The organism is Cellulomonas timonensis, assembly GCF_900046455.1.
GTDB classification, from domain to species: domain Bacteria; phylum Actinomycetota; class Actinomycetes; order Actinomycetales; family Cellulomonadaceae; genus Cellulomonas_A; species Cellulomonas_A timonensis.
In genome coordinates this window covers 102,768-116,467 of record NZ_FCOT01000013.1, presented here as the reverse complement: position 1 = coordinate 116,467, position 13,700 = coordinate 102,768, and the positions used below count along the sequence as shown (strand labels likewise).

The 13,700-nt window shown below is 72.8% G+C and carries 14 protein-coding genes and 2 tRNA genes; 7 read left to right on the top strand and 9 right to left on the bottom strand.

Annotated features, from left to right (window positions below; translation table 11 throughout):
- Positions 1–19: 19 nt before the first annotated feature.
- Positions 20–1,474, bottom strand: a complete 1,455-nt coding sequence (leuC, locus tag BN3788_RS14040; protein WP_066587486.1) for a 3-isopropylmalate dehydratase large subunit — start codon at positions 1,472–1,474, stop codon at positions 20–22.
- A 96-nt stretch (positions 1,475–1,570) separates the two neighbouring features.
- Here leuC and BN3788_RS14035 point away from each other — a divergent pair, with 96 nt between their 5' ends.
- Together BN3788_RS14035 and BN3788_RS14030 are read left to right on the top strand one after the other, a co-directional pair.
- On the top strand, positions 1,571–2,290 hold the full coding sequence (locus BN3788_RS14035; RefSeq protein ID WP_066587483.1) for an IclR family transcriptional regulator: 720 nt from the start codon (positions 1,571–1,573) through the stop codon (positions 2,288–2,290).
- A 161-nt stretch (positions 2,291–2,451) separates the two neighbouring features.
- Positions 2,452–2,850, top strand: a complete 399-nt coding sequence (locus tag BN3788_RS14030; protein ID WP_066587481.1) for a hypothetical protein — start codon at positions 2,452–2,454, stop codon at positions 2,848–2,850.
- A 103-nt stretch (positions 2,851–2,953) separates the two neighbouring features.
- Here the strand turns inward: BN3788_RS14030 and BN3788_RS14025 are convergent.
- The 3 genes from BN3788_RS14025 to BN3788_RS14015 form a co-directional block, all read right to left on the bottom strand.
- A tRNA-Glu gene (locus tag BN3788_RS14025) sits at positions 2,954–3,026 on the bottom strand.
- 90 nt (positions 3,027–3,116) lie between these two features.
- Positions 3,117–3,188, bottom strand: a tRNA-Gln gene (locus BN3788_RS14020).
- Positions 3,189–3,333: 145 nt separating this feature from the next.
- Positions 3,334–4,014: a TetR/AcrR family transcriptional regulator gene (locus tag BN3788_RS14015; RefSeq protein ID WP_234346660.1), complete on the bottom strand. Its 681-nt coding sequence runs from the start codon at positions 4,012–4,014 to the stop codon at positions 3,334–3,336.
- 229 nt (positions 4,015–4,243) lie between these two features.
- Between BN3788_RS14015 and BN3788_RS19875 the strand changes: the two genes are divergently transcribed.
- From BN3788_RS19875 to BN3788_RS19870, 3 genes are read left to right on the top strand one after another with little or no spacing between them, the layout of a single operon-like run.
- On the top strand, positions 4,244–5,137 hold the full coding sequence (locus tag BN3788_RS19875; RefSeq protein ID WP_261797944.1) for an MMPL family transporter: 894 nt from the start codon (positions 4,244–4,246) through the stop codon (positions 5,135–5,137).
- On the top strand, positions 5,092–5,460 hold the full coding sequence (locus tag BN3788_RS20000; protein WP_261797943.1) for an MMPL family transporter: 369 nt from the start codon (positions 5,092–5,094) through the stop codon (positions 5,458–5,460). Before BN3788_RS19875 ends, BN3788_RS20000 begins: the two co-directional genes overlap by 46 nt.
- Positions 5,393–6,475, top strand: a complete 1,083-nt coding sequence (locus BN3788_RS19870; protein WP_234346659.1) for an MMPL family transporter — start codon at positions 5,393–5,395, stop codon at positions 6,473–6,475. The genes BN3788_RS20000 and BN3788_RS19870 overlap by 68 nt, the downstream gene beginning before the upstream one ends.
- A gap of 59 nt (positions 6,476–6,534) precedes the next feature.
- On the opposite strand, the gene BN3788_RS14005 is transcribed toward BN3788_RS19870, so the two are convergent.
- From BN3788_RS14005 to BN3788_RS13985, 5 genes are all read right to left on the bottom strand, one after another.
- On the bottom strand, positions 6,535–7,272 hold the full coding sequence (locus tag BN3788_RS14005; RefSeq protein ID WP_066587478.1) for an HAD family hydrolase: 738 nt from the start codon (positions 7,270–7,272) through the stop codon (positions 6,535–6,537).
- A complete protein-coding gene (locus BN3788_RS14000) occupies positions 7,269–8,327 on the bottom strand; it encodes a CPBP family intramembrane glutamic endopeptidase (protein WP_066587475.1) in 1,059 nt (352 codons plus the stop codon). The genes BN3788_RS14005 and BN3788_RS14000 overlap by 4 nt, the downstream gene beginning before the upstream one ends.
- 13 nt (positions 8,328–8,340) lie before the next feature.
- On the bottom strand, positions 8,341–9,858 hold the full coding sequence (gltX, locus tag BN3788_RS13995; protein WP_066587472.1) for a glutamate--tRNA ligase: 1,518 nt from the start codon (positions 9,856–9,858) through the stop codon (positions 8,341–8,343).
- Positions 9,859–9,887: 29 nt separating this feature from the next.
- On the bottom strand, positions 9,888–10,673 hold the full coding sequence (locus BN3788_RS13990) for a fumarylacetoacetate hydrolase family protein (protein WP_066587469.1): 786 nt from the start codon (positions 10,671–10,673) through the stop codon (positions 9,888–9,890).
- 66 nt (positions 10,674–10,739) lie between these two features.
- Entirely contained in the window at positions 10,740–11,561 is an 822-nt protein-coding gene (locus BN3788_RS13985; protein WP_066587464.1) for a methyltransferase domain-containing protein, read from the bottom strand.
- 132 nt (positions 11,562–11,693) lie between these two features.
- Here BN3788_RS13985 and BN3788_RS13980 point away from each other — a divergent pair, with 132 nt between their 5' ends.
- On the top strand, positions 11,694–12,587 hold the full coding sequence (locus tag BN3788_RS13980) for a 3-methyladenine DNA glycosylase (protein WP_234346658.1): 894 nt from the start codon (positions 11,694–11,696) through the stop codon (positions 12,585–12,587).
- Between the two features lie 54 nt (positions 12,588–12,641).
- Positions 12,642–13,697 carry a heparan-alpha-glucosaminide N-acetyltransferase domain-containing protein gene (locus tag BN3788_RS13975; RefSeq protein ID WP_066589404.1) on the top strand — a complete coding sequence of 352 codons (1,056 nt, stop codon included), beginning with the start codon at positions 12,642–12,644 and terminating at the stop codon, positions 13,695–13,697.
- Positions 13,698–13,700: the final 3 nt, after the last annotated feature.

Genomic DNA, 13,700 nt, shown 5'->3' with positions numbered 1-13,700 from the left:
TCTCAGTGGGCCGTCGGGGTCAGACGAGCTGCAGGTCGTCGAGCGGGCTGCCGTCGGGGGCGACGACGTCGGGGCCCAGGTCGGAGACCGACGAGAGCGTGCCCCGGATGGCGGTGGCGGCCGCGACGAGCGGCGACACGAGGTGCGTGCGCCCGCCCTTGCCCTGCCGGCCCTCGAAGTTGCGGTTCGACGTGGAGGCCGAGCGCTCCCCCGGCGCGAGCTGGTCGGGGTTCATGCCCAGGCACATCGAACAGCCGGCGTTGCGCCACTCGGCGCCGAAGTCGAGGAAGATCCGGTCGAGGCCCTCGGCCTCGGCCTGCAGGCGCACCCGAGCCGACGCGGGGACCACCAGGACGCGAACCGACTCGGCCTTGGTGCGGCCCTTGATGAGCTTGGCGACCGAGCGCAGGTCCTCGATGCGGCCGTTGGTGCACGAGCCGATGAAGACGGTGTCCACGGCGATCTCGCGCAGCGGCATGCCGGGCGTCAGGCCCATGTACTCGATGGCGCGCTCGGCGGTCTGGCGCTCGTCAGCGTCGGCGATCTCCGCCGGCACGGGGACGTTCGCCGACAGCGGCAGGCCCTGGCCCGGGTTGGTGCCCCAGGTGACGAAGGGCTCCAGGTCGGCGGCGCGGAGCACCACCTCGGCGTCGAACTGCGCGTCGTCGTCAGAGCGCAGCGTCTTCCAGTACTCGACGGCCTCGTCCCAGTCGGCGCCCTCGGGCGCGTGCGGACGGCCCTTGAGGTACTCGAACGTCGTCTCGTCGGGGGCGATCATGCCCGCGCGGGCGCCGGCCTCGATCGACATGTTGCAGATGGTCATGCGGGCTTCCATCGACAGCGCGCGGATCGCCTCGCCGCGGTACTCGAGCACGTAGCCCTGGCCGCCGCCGGTGCCGATCTTGGCGATGATTGCCAGGATGATGTCCTTGGACGTGGCGCCCGTGGGCAGCTCGCCGTCGACGGTGATCGCCATCGTCTTGAACGGGGCCAGCGGCAGCGTCTGGGTGGCGAGCACGTGCTCGACCTCGCTGGTGCCGATGCCGAACGCGAGGGCGCCGAACGCGCCGTGCGTCGAGGTGTGCGAGTCGCCGCACACCACCGTGAGGCCGGGCATCGTGAGCCCGAGCTGCGGTCCGACCTGGTGCACGATGCCCTGGTCGGCGTCGCCGAGGGAGTGCAGCCGCACGCCGAACTCGGCGGCGTTGTTGCGCAGGGTCTGGATCTGCGTCCGGCTCGTGACGTCCGCGATGGGGCGGTCGATGTCGAGCGTCGGAGTGTTGTGGTCCTCGGTCGCGATGGTCAGATCGGGCCGCCGGACGGGGCGCCCGGCGAGCCGGAGTCCCTCGAACGCCTGCGGACTCGTGACCTCGTGCACGAGGTGCAGGTCGATGTAGAGGAGGTCGGGTGCGCCATCGGTGCCGCGGCGCACGATGTGTGCGTCCCAAACCTTCTCTGCCAGCGTGCCGGCCATGTCGTGTCCTCTCGAAGTGTCCCCCGGGCGGGTGTTACGGGGTGGTATCTCGTCGACTCACTTGCATCTCAGCCTGCGAGACGGCAATATCGACCTATGGACAACTCTAGCGGAGTCGGCGTCCTGGACAAGGCAGCGTCCGTCCTCAGCGCCCTTGAGGCGGGACCGGCGACCCTCGCCCAGCTCGTGACCGCCACCCACCTCGCCCGCCCGACCGCTCACCGTCTCGCTGTCGCGCTCGAACACCACCGGCTCGTCGCCCGCGACATGCAGGGCCGGTTCGTGCTCGGCCCACGCCTGTCCGAGCTCTCCACCGCTGCCGGGGAGGACCGGCTGCTCGCCGCCGCCAACCCCGTCCTGACGGCGTTGCGCGACCACACCGGTGAGAGCGCGCAGCTGTACCGCCGCCAAGGCGATCAGCGTATCTGCGTCGCCGCCGCCGAACGCCCGATCGGCCTGCGGGACTCGATCCCGGTGGGCGCCACCCTGACGATGCAGGCCGGGTCCGCCGCGCAGATCCTGCTCGCCTGGGAGGAGCCCGACCGGCTGCACCGTGGCCTGCAGGGCGCGAAGTTCACCGCGACGATCCTGTCCGGCGTCCGCCGCCGAGGCTGGGCCCAGTCCGTGTCCGAGCGCGAGGTCGGCGTGGCGTCGGTCTCGGCGCCCGTGCGCGGCCCGTCGGGCCGCATAGTCGCGGCAGTGTCCATCTCCGGCCCGCTCGAGCGGCTCTCCCGCCAGCCCGGCCGCCTGCACGCCGGCGCGGTCGTCTCGGCCGCCAACCGGCTCACCGAGGTGCTGCGCCGCACGGGCGAGTAGGCGCGCACCACTCACGAGGACGACCCAGCGGGACCGGAGGACGGCACAGGCCGGACTCCGGTCCCGCTGCGCGTGGGGCGCCCGTCGTGCGGCGCGGGCCGGACGCGCGGACGATGGGCCGGAAGAGTCCTGTGCCGGAAGACTGTGCCGGAGGTGGAACCGTGACCGAAAGCCCTGAGCGCCCCCAATCCCCCGAGCCGGAGCCCCGCGCGCCCGACCCGCATGGGCGCGCGACGGTCGACAGCGCGCTGCGGCTGGTGAAGGGCTACACCGAGGCGGAGCGCCCGGAGATCGTCGCCCAGCTGCACAAGCTGGACCCGCTCTTGGAGGGGTACACGGCCGAGCAGGTGGACCTGGCCCTGGACCGCAAGGACGCCGAGCACCGCGTCCAGACGGTCACGCTGGTGCTGAGCATCGCCGGCGAGCCGGAGCTCGTGGCCCACGCCGAGGACGCCGATCCGCTGCGCGCGCTGCACATCGCACGCGACGAGCTGGACAGCCAGCTCCGCACGCGCAAGAACAAGCGCGAGCAGCGCATCCGCGACCCGCACCGGAGGTGAGCGGGGCCGCGTGACGTACCCCACATCCCGCGCTGCGCGGCGCACGAGTGCTGGACAACGACGAAGGCCCGGTCACCCTCAGGTGACCGGGCCTTTCTCGACGTACCCCCGACCGGATTCGAACCGGCGCTACCGCCGTGAGAGGGCGGCGTGCTAGGCCGCTACACAACGGGGGCCTGCAACACTTGAGCCAACAACCTGCGAGTCTCCTCGTCGGCTGCCGGGTGACAACTCTACCGGATGTTCTCCGGAGCCTTTGCCAACCGCTGGGGTACCAGGACTCGAACCTAGACTAACTGAACCAGAATCAGTCGTGCTGCCAATTACACCATACCCCATGGGGTATGACTCCCACGCTGCCACCCGCCCCTGACCAGCCCTGAGACCTGTCCTGTGCGGGTTTTCCGTGGTTGCCCTACCGCCGGGAAACACTACCCGACTGATCGGGCCGCTCCAAACCGCGCGGTTGCCGGGGCGTGGACGCTACGCGCCGACCCCCGCCGCCGGGAGCAGGATCTGGTCGATGATCGCGAGGCCCGAGTCGGCGGTGAGCGGCGCGTTCAGGAAGACGGTGTTGTACAGGACCATCGCCGGCAGGGTGAGCGCGAGGAGCCCGAGATCCCGGTCGGGCGGGATCTCGCCGCGCGCCTTGGCGCGGTCGAGCAGCACCCAGATCAGCGTCTTCAACGGCTCGAGCAGCCGCTCCCGCACCACGGCGGCCAACTCGGGCTCGCGCGGGAACGCGGAGCACAGGCCCGCGACGATCCGGCACTTGCGGTCGTCGAGCTGCGGGTCGGCCACGCGGCTCAGCGCGATCAGGTCGCCGCGCAGCGTGCCCGTGTCCGGCAGCTGGGCCAGGTCCGGGGTGAGGTTCGCGAGGGTCCCGACGGCGTCGACGACGAGGTGCGCCTTGGAGGGCCAGCGCCGGTAGAGCGTCGCCTTCCCCGCCTTGGCGGCCGCGGCCACCATCTCGATGGTCATGGCGTCGTACCCGTGCTCGGCGAGGACGTCGAGCGCGGCCTCGAGGATCACCGCGTCTCGCGTGTGGTCCCGAGGCCGGCCGAGCGACGTCGGAACGTGGAGTGCCGCCTCGACCTCGGCGTCGACTGTCCGCTGGAGGTCGCTGATCGCCTGCTTGAAGCCCATGTCGTCGCGTCCCGTCATCCCTCAGGGCCTTGTCGAGAAGCCCATTGCGGCCAGCGTAGGCCATCACATCGATACGAGAGCGTTCCAGAACGAGACCGTTCCGTTCCGGAACGATGAAGTCTCGTATATGGTCGATTTCTGACGCCTCGCGAGGGGCTGCAGCCGACCCGGGACCGCTGGGCCGGTGACCCACCCGGTAGACCGGACCGCGCTGTGGGCGAGGCCGGCTGATTCGTGAGGAGCTCTCATGGCGTCCTTCCTGTACCGGCTCGGCCGGTTCTCCTTCCGCCGGCGGCGGACCGTCATCGCGCTGTGGCTCGCCGTCCTGGCTGCCGTGTGGGCGGGCGCGGCGACCCTCTCGGCCCCCACCGCCAACACGTTCTCGGTCCCCGGGACAGAATCGCAGCGGGCCGTCGACCTCCTCGAGGAGCGGTTCCCCGAGGTCGCGGCCGGGAACGTCAGCGCGCGCGTCGTCCTCGCCGCGCGCGGGGACTCCCGCCTCGACGACCCCGACGCCGCCGAGGCGGTGCAGGCCGTGCTCGACGAGCTCGCGGAGGCGCCGCAGGTCGCCTCCGTCGTCGACCCGTTCGCGGCCGGCCTCGTGAACCCCGACGCCACTGTCGCACTTGTCCAGGTGGCCTATGAGGTGGGCCCCGGCGATATGACCCCCGAGGCGCGCGACGCGTTGGAGGCTGCCGCGGAGACCGGCCGCGACGCGGGCCTGACCGTCGAGATGGGCGGTGACGCCCTGGATGAGGAGTCCGAGGACGCGAGTGTGCTGATCGGGCTCGCGGTCGCCGCCCTGGTGCTCGTGCTCACGTTCGGCTCATTCGTCGCCGCCGGGCTCCCCCTGCTCACAGCCCTGCTCGGCGTGGGCCTCGGAGTGGGAGGCATCGCGATCGCGAGCGGGTTCGTCGGCCTGAGCTCCACGACGCCCACCCTCGCGCTCATGCTCGGCCTGGCCGTCGGCATCGACTACGCGCTGTTCGTCGTCTCCCGCTATCGCGGCGAGCTGGCCGAGGGCCGCGACCCGGAGGAGGCGGCGGGCCGGGCCGTGGGCACCGCGGGCTCGGCGGTGGTCTTCGCTGTCTCACGGTGGTCGTCGCCCTCGCCGCGCTCGCCGTCGTCGGGATCCCGGTGATCACCGAGATGGGCCTGGCGGCCGCCGGCACCGTCCTGGTCGCCGTCCTCATCGCCATCAGCCTGCTGCCCGCGCTGCTCGGCGTGGCCCGCAAGCGCATCCGCCCCCGCTCGACCCGCCGCCAGCTCGAGACCGGCGCCGGGCCGGGGAAGCCCGCGCTGGGCCTGCGGTGGGGGCGGGCGGCGGCCCGGCGGCCCGTCCCCGTCCTGGTGGCGGCGGTCCTGGGGCGTGGCCCGTCGGCCCGTCCCCGTCCTGGTGGCGGCGGTCCTGGGGCTCGGCATCGTGGCGCTGCCCGCCCTCGACCTGCGCCTCGGACTGCCTGACGGCTCCGCGGCCGCCGAGGGCAGCACCGAGCGCGAGGCATACGACCTGCTGAGCGACGCCTTCGGCCCCGGGTTCAACGGGCCGCTCACCGTGGTCGTCGACGGCGCGGAGGACCCTGAGCGGGCCGCCGCGGAGGCCGGCGAGGCCATCTCCGGCATGGACGGAGTCGTGGCCGTGTCACCGGCCACGGTGAACCAGGCGGGCGACACAGCGGTGTTCCACGTCGTCCCGGCGAGCGGGCCGAGCAGCGTCGAGACGCAGGACCTCGTCACCGCGATCCGCGACCGCGCCGAGGGCCTGCGGGACGACATCGGCGCGTCGATCTCGGTCACGGGCCAGACGGCCCTGAACATCGACATCTCCACCACCATGACGGACGCCCTGCTCCCCTACCTGGCGGTCGTCGTCCTCCTCGCGCTCGCCCTGCTGACCCTCGTGTTCCGCTCCGTGCTGGTCCCGCTCAAGGCCGTGCTCGGATTCCTGCTGTCGATCGCGGCCACGTTCGGCGCGGTCGTCGCGGTGTTCCAGTGGGGCTGGGGAGTCGAGGCGTTCGACCTCGCCGCGGCGCCGATCCTCAGCCTGGTGCCGATCCTCGTCATCGGCGTCATCTTCGGGCTCGCCATGGACTACGAGTTCTTCCTGGTGACCCGCATGCGCGAGGAGCATGTCCACGGCGCGGGCCCACGGGAGGCCGTGGTGGTCGGGTTCGGCCACGGCGCCCGGGTCGTGACGGCTGCGGCGGCCATCATGATCAGCGTCTTCGCCGCGTCCATGCTGTCCGACGACTTCATCATCGCCATCCTCGGCTTCGCGTTCACCGTCGCGATCCTCTTCGACGCGTTCGTGGTCCGCATGACGATCGTGCCGGCGGTGATGGCCCTGCTGGGCGAGCGGGCCTGGTGGCTTCCGAGGTGGCTCGACCGCCTCCTGCCGAACGTCGACATCGAGGGCGAGTCGCTGCGCCGCAACCTCGAGGCCGCCGATCGTCGGCCGGTCGAGAAGGCAGCGGTCTGAGCTGAGGGGTCGCCGCGGGGCGGTGGCGTCATGGGCGCCACCGACCCCGCGCCAGGCCCCTACAGTCCGAGCGCCCCGGGCAGCTCGGCCAACGAGCCCAGCACGATCACGCCGGCGGCGACGGCCGCCTCGACGTCTCCGTCGGTGATCTCGTGGCGCCGGGCCCCCGGGCGGTCCACCCACACGCCCACCAGTCCCGCGCGCACCGCCGCGGCGGCGTCCACATCCAGCTCGTCGCCCACGTACGCCGTCCGCGAGGGCTCCGTGCCGAGCCCGCGGCACGCCTCCAGGAAGACCTCGGGCCGCGGCTTGCCGAAACCGAGCGTGTCGACGCCCACCAACATGGGGACGGTGTCCCCGAAGCCCGCACGCGCCAGCTTGGCCGTCTGGTAGGCCGTGCCCGCATTGGACAGCGCGCCCACCGCGACGCCCGCGTCCAGCAGTCCCCGGACGGCCTTCTCGGCGTCGTCCAGCGGCTGCCACGACGAGGAGAACGCCTCCTCGAAGAGCGCGTCCCAGGCGTCGTATCCGGCCTCGTCCAGCTGCGGCCCACCGAACGCGGCATGCAGCTCGTTGGCGCGGGTCATGCGCTGGCCGCGGTACGTGGCCTCGCCGCGCGTGTAGGCGGCGTAGTGGCCCCCCGCGTCCCGGCGCCACATGGCCACGACCTCGTGGTCCCGCTCGGGGCCCAGGTGGGGCAGGTAGTAGCGGGCTGTGCGCGCCAGCGCCCGGGTGAACGCCCCACGGGTGTCCACCAGGGTGTCGTCGATGTCGAACAGCACTCCGTCGACGCTCATCGCGCCTCGCTTCCAGTCGGATCGGGTCCCGGGAGGCCCGTGCCCGGGAAAGTGCGCGGCGCAGGCGGCCGACGGCCGACCCACCCGCCGGGGACCTCGCGCGCGACCCCAGCCCGGTCCGCGTGCCGCACCACCACGAGGGCGGCAGCGGCGAACGCGACCACGTCGAGCAGCACGATCCACGGCGAGGCCGAGGTGACGCCCAGGGACGCCTCCAGGTCTCCGTAGGCGATCGCCACGGCGAAGACCACGACGTTGTTGACGGTGTGCACCGCGATCGCGCCCTCCAGGCCTCCCGTGCGCCACACGAGCAGGCTCGCCAGCAGGCCGAAGACGAACCGGTCGGCGAAGAGCCACGGGTCCTGGGCGCCGTGCGCGAGGGCGAACAGGGTCGCCGAGACGAGCGCCGGCAGCACGAGCGCGAGCCGGGCGCTCGCACACCAGCTGCCGATGGCCTGGGTGAGCCACCCGCGGAAGAAGTACTCCTCCCCCGCGGCCTGCAACGGGGTGGTCAGCAGCACCACCAGCGCCAGCGCGAGCCACTGCGGCTCGGGCGCGAAGGCCAGCAGGTCGCCGAACGCCCCGGACGTGGCGGCGTCCACCACGATGGCGGCGAGCAGCATCGGGACGAGGACGAGCGCGGCCCGGGTCGTCGAGGCCAGCAGCAACGGCCAACGGAGCCGTCCGGCCACCGAGGAGACGAACCCCGGCCGCCACCGCTGCCCGGCCCACACGGCGAGGCCCGCGACGGGGATGCCCATCGCCAGCGCCAGGTTCGTCGACAGCAGGCCCCAGGGGGTCACGAACCAGGCGTCCTCGACGAACGCCGGCGTGCCCACCGCGCCGCTGAGGCTCAGCAGCGCGTAGACCGCCAGCACCAGCGTCAGCCCGATCACCGCGATGAGGCCGGCGCCCAGCACCACCGCGATGCCCAGCAGCGGCCGCCACCAGCGGTGCCACGGCCCCCGCAGGGCCTGTGGGTACGCGCGGGGCTCCCAGGCTTGCGCAGGCGCCCCCGGAGGCCCGGGCGGCGCCGGGGGCCCGACGCCCGTCATCGGCGGCCCGCGGTCACAGGCTCGCGCGCAGAGCCGCGAGGCGCGTCAGCGCCGACTCCTTGCCGAGGATCTCCATCGACTCGAACAGCGGCGGGGAGACCCGCCGGCCCGAGAGCGCGGTGCGCAGCGGCGTGTACGCGAACCGGGGCTTGATGCCCAGCCCGTCGACGAGCGCGGCCTGCAGCGCGGCCTGGGTGGCCTCGGTGGTGAACCCGTCGGCGGGGATCGCCTCAAGCGCCGCCGTGGCCGCGTCGAGCACTGCCGGGGCCTCCTCGCGGAGCCCGGAGCGGGCGTCGTCCTCGACCACCACGGCGTCGTCGGCCACGAAGAAGAAGCCGAGCATGCCGGGCGCCTCGCCGAGCAGCGTCATGCGCTCCTGCACCAGCGGCGCGGCGACGTCGAGCAGCGCGCGGTGCGCGGGCTCCAGGTCGGCGTAGGACGACGCTGGCACGAGGCCCGCGGCGTGCAGGTACGGGACCAGCCGGTCACGGAAGTCGTCGGGGGCCAGCAGCCGCAGGTGCGCGGCGTTGATGGCCTCGGCCTTCTTCAGGTCGAAGCGCGCGGGGTTCGGGTTCACATCCGTGATGTCGAAAGCCGCGACGAGCTCGTCCACCGAGAAGATGTCGTTGTCGGGCGAGATGGACCAGCCGAGCAGCGACAGGTAGTTCAGCAGCCCCTCGGGGGTGAAGCCGCGCTCGCGGTGCAGGAAGAGGTTCGACTCGGGGTCGCGCTTGGAGAGCTTCTTGTTGCCCTCCCCCATGACGTAGGGCAGGTGCCCGAACGCGGGCATCACGGTGGCGACCTCGATGGCCAGCAGCGCGCGGTACAGCGCGACCTGGCGGGGGGTGGAGGAGAGCAGGTCCTCGCCGCGCAGCACGTGGGTGATGCCCATGAGCGCGTCGTCCACCGGGTTGACCAGCGTGTACAGCGGCTGGCCGTTGCCGCGCACGATCACGTAGTCGGGCACCGACCCCGCCTTGAACGTGATGTCGCCGCGCACCAGGTCGGTGAAGGTGATGTCCTCGTCGGGCATCCGCAGGCGCAGCACCGGCTCGCGGCCCTCGGCGCGGTAGGCCGCCTTCTGCTCGTCGGTCAGCGCGCGGTCGTAGCCGTCGTAGCCGAGCTTCGGGTCGCGCCCGGCGGCGCGGTGGCGGGCCTCGATCTCCTCGGGCGTCGAGAAGGACTCGTAGGCGAACCCGGCCTCGACCAGGCGACGCGCGACGTCCCGGTACAGGTCCATGCGCTGCGACTGCCGGTACGGCTCATGCGGGCCGCCCACCTCGACGCCCTCGTCCCAGTCCAGGCCCAGCCAGCGCAGCGCGTCGAGGAGCTGGAGGTAGCTCTCCTCGGAGTCGCGCGCCGCGTCGGTGTCCTCGATCCGGAAGACGAACGTTCCGCCCGTGTGCCGCGCGTACGCCCAGTTGAACAGGGCGGTGCGGATCAGCCCGACGTGCGGGGTGCCCGTCGGCGAGGGGCAGAAGCGGACACGGATCGCGGAACCGGTGGGTGCGTCAGAGGCTGCAGAAGTCACGACGCCAGCCTATCCGCGCGGGCCCGGGGTCAGGCGCGGCGCAGCACCGGGTTGCGCAGCACGCCGATGTCCTCGACCTCGACCTCGACGATGTCGCGGGCCTCGATCTGGCTGACCCCGGCGGGCGTGCCCGTGAGGATCACGTCGCCCGGGAGCAACGTGAACACCTCGGAGATGTACGAGACCAGGTACGCCACGTCGAAGATGAGCTGCGAGGTGCGTCCGTCCTGCTTGAGCTCGCCGTTGACGCGGGCCCGCACGGCCAGGTCGTCGACGTCCAGGCCGGGCACGATCCACGGGCCGATGGGGCACGAGGTGTCGAACCCCTTGGCGCGGGTCCACTGCGCGTCGGAGCGCTGCGCGTCACGGGCCGTGACGTCGTTCGCGACGGTGTAGCCGAAGACCTGCGCGAGCGCGTGCTCGGGGGCCACGTTCTTGGTGACCTTGCCGATCACCACTGCCAGTTCGGCCTCGTGGTCGACGTGCTCGGTCCACTCGGGCAGCACGATCGGGTCGTCCGGGCCGATGACGGCGGTGTTCGGCTTGAGGAAGAGCAGCGGCGCCGGAGGCAGCTCGTTGCCCATCTCGGCGACGTGGTCGGCGTAGTTGCGCCCCACGCCGATGATCTTGGAGCGCGGGATGACGGGCGCCAGCAGGCGGACCCCGTCGTCGTCCAGCGGGATCCGCTCGCCGGTCGGCTGGACCGGGGTGTAGATGGGGTCTCCGGTGATGACCAGCAGCTGCTCCGAGCCGGGCTCTCCGTCGACCAGGGCGTAGCGGGGGTCGTCCCCCGTGGTGAACCTCGCGATGCGCACGAGCCAACCCTAGATCAGGCGCGGCGCCTCGGCCGCGCCCGATCAACGGGCGGCTCAGCCGGCCGGTCAGACGTGGGCGATGACCTCGCCGTGCAGGATCGTGAACCAGCCGTCCTCCGCGCGGCCCCACTCGCGCCAGGCCTCGGCCAGGTGCTCGAGGCCGACGTCGTCGGCGAGCCCGTACTCGATGGCCTGCGCGGCGAAGTTCGACGCGACGGCACGGTCGGCCCACAGCTCGGACCACCAGGTGCGGTCCTCCGGGGTGGCGTAGCACCACACCCCGGCGCCCGGCGCGATGCCGGCCGGGTCGAAGCCCGCATCCCGGACCCAGCTCTGCAGACGCCGTCCGGCGTCGGCCTCGGCCCCGTTGGCCTGCGTGACCTCGTGGTAGAGCGCGAGCCACTCGTCGAGGCCCGGCGAGGCGGGGTACCAGGTCATCGCGGCGTAGTCGGCGTCGCGCACGGCCACGACGCCGCCGGGCTTGGTGACCCGCTTCATCTCGCGCAGCGCGGCGACGGGGTCGGTGAGGTGCTGCAGCACCTGATGCGCGTGCACCACGTCGAAGGTCCCGTCGGCGTACGGCAGCTCATAGACGTCGCCGACCACGAACTCGGCGTTCTCCACGCCGGCCTCGGCAGCGGCCTCACGTGCGGCGTCGATCACCGTGGCGGACCTGTCGAGGCCGATGATCTGCGCGGGGGCGATCCGCCCGGCGAAGTCGATGGTGATGGTGCCCGGGCCGCAGCCCACGTCGAGGACGTGCGCGCCTGGTCGCAGGTAGGGCAGCAGGTAGCCCGCGGAGTTCTCCGCGGTCCGCCACCTGTGCGAACGCAGCACGCTGTCGTGGTGCCCGTGGGTGTAGACGTCCTGCTTGGCCTGGGTGCTCACACGTCACTGTAATCCGGACACGCGACTCCGTTTCAACCCCCGGACCAATTCGTCTCCTTTGATGAGATAGAAGGGGGTCGGCCCGGGCATCTGGAGGTCAGACCCCCGCATCGCGCCGCCTACCCTGGGCGGGTGAGACAGCCCGTGCACGCCGAGCCGCTCGCGCCGGCGGACTGGCGCCCCCGCGCCGACGCGCACCAGGCCCGCGCCGACGCGCTCACCGCCGCCCACCGCGCCCGCAAGGCGAACCGCGAGCGCCACCCCGTCGACGACTTCCTCTACGACTACTACGGCATCAAGCCGTCGCTGCTGCGCCGATGGCACCCCGGCGTCGGCGTCGCCCTCGCCGCCACGGACGACGGCCCGGCTGAGCACGCCGGCTGGCGCTGGTACCGGGCCGACGCCAACGGCGCCGTGACGCTCGACGTCGAGGCCTTCCTCGCCGACCGCGCCGACCCCGTGGCCTACATCCGCGAGCTGCTCGCGGCCACCGCTGCCCGCCCCGCCCACACCGGCTGCTTCGGCATGCACGAGTGGGCGATGGTCTACCGGCAGGACGACACCCGCCGCCGGCACACCCTGCCGCTGCGACTCGGCCGCGAGGGCACCGACGCCGTCGTCGAGCAGCACCCCCTGCGCTGCACCCACTTCGACGCGTTCCGCTTCTTCACCCCCGAGGCGGTCCCCCGCAACCGCGAGCCCTTGAGCCGCGAGACGCAAGTGGCCAGCGAGCAGCCCGGCTGCCTGCACGCGAACATGGACTGCCTCAAGTGGGCGCTCAAGCTCGGGCCGCTCGTGCCGGGCGACCTGCTGCTCGACTGCTTCGAGCTCGCACGCGACATCCGCACCCTGGACATGCAGGCCTCCCCGTACGACGTCTCCTCCCTCGGCGAGCACGCCGTGGCTGTCGAGACCCCCGAGGGCAAGGCCGAGTACGTGCGGCGCCAGCGGGACTACGCCACGCGCTCCAACGAGTTGCGGCGGAGGTTGTTGGACGTCTGCGATCTCGCCCGGGCGTCGGAGTGACGTCCGCGAGCGCCGAGCGCCCTGTGCCGGCCCTCCGCCGGTAGCGTGCGGTGGGTGGAGCGCCTCGGGGGGGTCGATGTCGCACGGGGCCTGGCCGTCCTGGGGATGATCACCGCCCACCTGGCGCCCGGCGCCGCGGGCGACCCGTGGCCGCGTGGCGCCGTGCAGATCGCGGACGGCCGCTCGTCGGCGCTCTTCGTCGTCCTGGCGGGGGTGGCGGTGGCGCTGCTGTCCGGCGGCGCCGAGCCCGTCGAGGGCGCACAGCGCGCGAGGTCGCGCCGTCGCATCGTCATCCGTGGCGCGCTGCTGATCCCGCTGGGCCTGGTGCTGGAGCTGTTCGGGGCTCCCCTGGCGCTGATCCTGCTGCAGTACGCCCTGCTGTTCCTGTTGGTCGCGCCGTTCCTAGGGCTGCGCGCGCGCATGCTGCTGGCGGTCGCCGCGGTGGTGGCCGTGGTGGCGCCGCCGCTGGTGTTCGCGGCCCGTGACTGGCTTGTCGCCGAGCCACCGACTGGCTTCGAGCCGCTCACCGACCTGGTGATCGGCCCGCACTACCCCGTCGGCGTCTGGATCGCGTACCTGCTGGCTGGGCTGGCGGTGGGGCGGATGGACCTGCGCTCGCCTCGCGTCCGCCGGATGATGATGCTGGTCGGCGCGGGGATGGCGCTCGCCGCGCACCTGCTGTCATGGGCGCTGCTGCAGGCCGGGCCCGCGTCGGCAGGCCTGATGCGGCTGGTGACGACGGAGCCGCACGCGAGCACCGCGTTCGAGGTGGTGGCGAACGCCGGTGTGGCGGTCGCCGTGCTCGGCCTGTGCCTGGTGGCCTATGACCGCGCGCCACGCGTGCTCCTCCCCCTCGCGGCCACCGGGGCGTTGGCGCTCACGGCCTACGTCGGGCATGTGGTGGTGGTGGGGCTCCTGGGCAGCGAGGTGGTGTGGCAGCCGCGCTACGCGATCTGGGCGGCGTTCGTGCTGGTCACGATCGCGTTCTGCACCGGTTGGCGGCTGTGGCTGGGCCGCGGGCCGCTGGAGCGGGCGCTGCACGCGGCCTCGACCCGGGCGGCCGACATGGGCGCCCCGCGACAGGACGCCGCCGCAGCAGTGGGCCGGTGAGCG

Bases quoted from the DNA above. Each gene is read 5' to 3' on its own strand.
- leuC (WP_066587486.1), bottom strand. From the start codon at position 1,474: ATGGCCGGCACGCTGGCAGAGAAGGTTTGGGACGCACACATCGTGCGC.
- BN3788_RS14035 (WP_066587483.1), top strand. From the start codon at position 1,571: ATGGACAACTCTAGCGGAGTCGGCGTCCTGGACAAGGCAGCGTCCGTC.
- BN3788_RS14015 (WP_234346660.1), bottom strand. From the start codon at position 4,014: ATGACGGGACGCGACGACATGGGCTTCAAGCAGGCGATCAGCGACCTC.
- BN3788_RS19875 (WP_261797944.1), top strand. From the start codon at position 4,244: ATGGCGTCCTTCCTGTACCGGCTCGGCCGGTTCTCCTTCCGCCGGCGG.
- BN3788_RS14005 (WP_066587478.1), bottom strand. From the start codon at position 7,272: ATGAGCGTCGACGGAGTGCTGTTCGACATCGACGACACCCTGGTGGAC.
- BN3788_RS14000 (WP_066587475.1), bottom strand. From the start codon at position 8,327: ATGACGGGCGTCGGGCCCCCGGCGCCGCCCGGGCCTCCGGGGGCGCCT.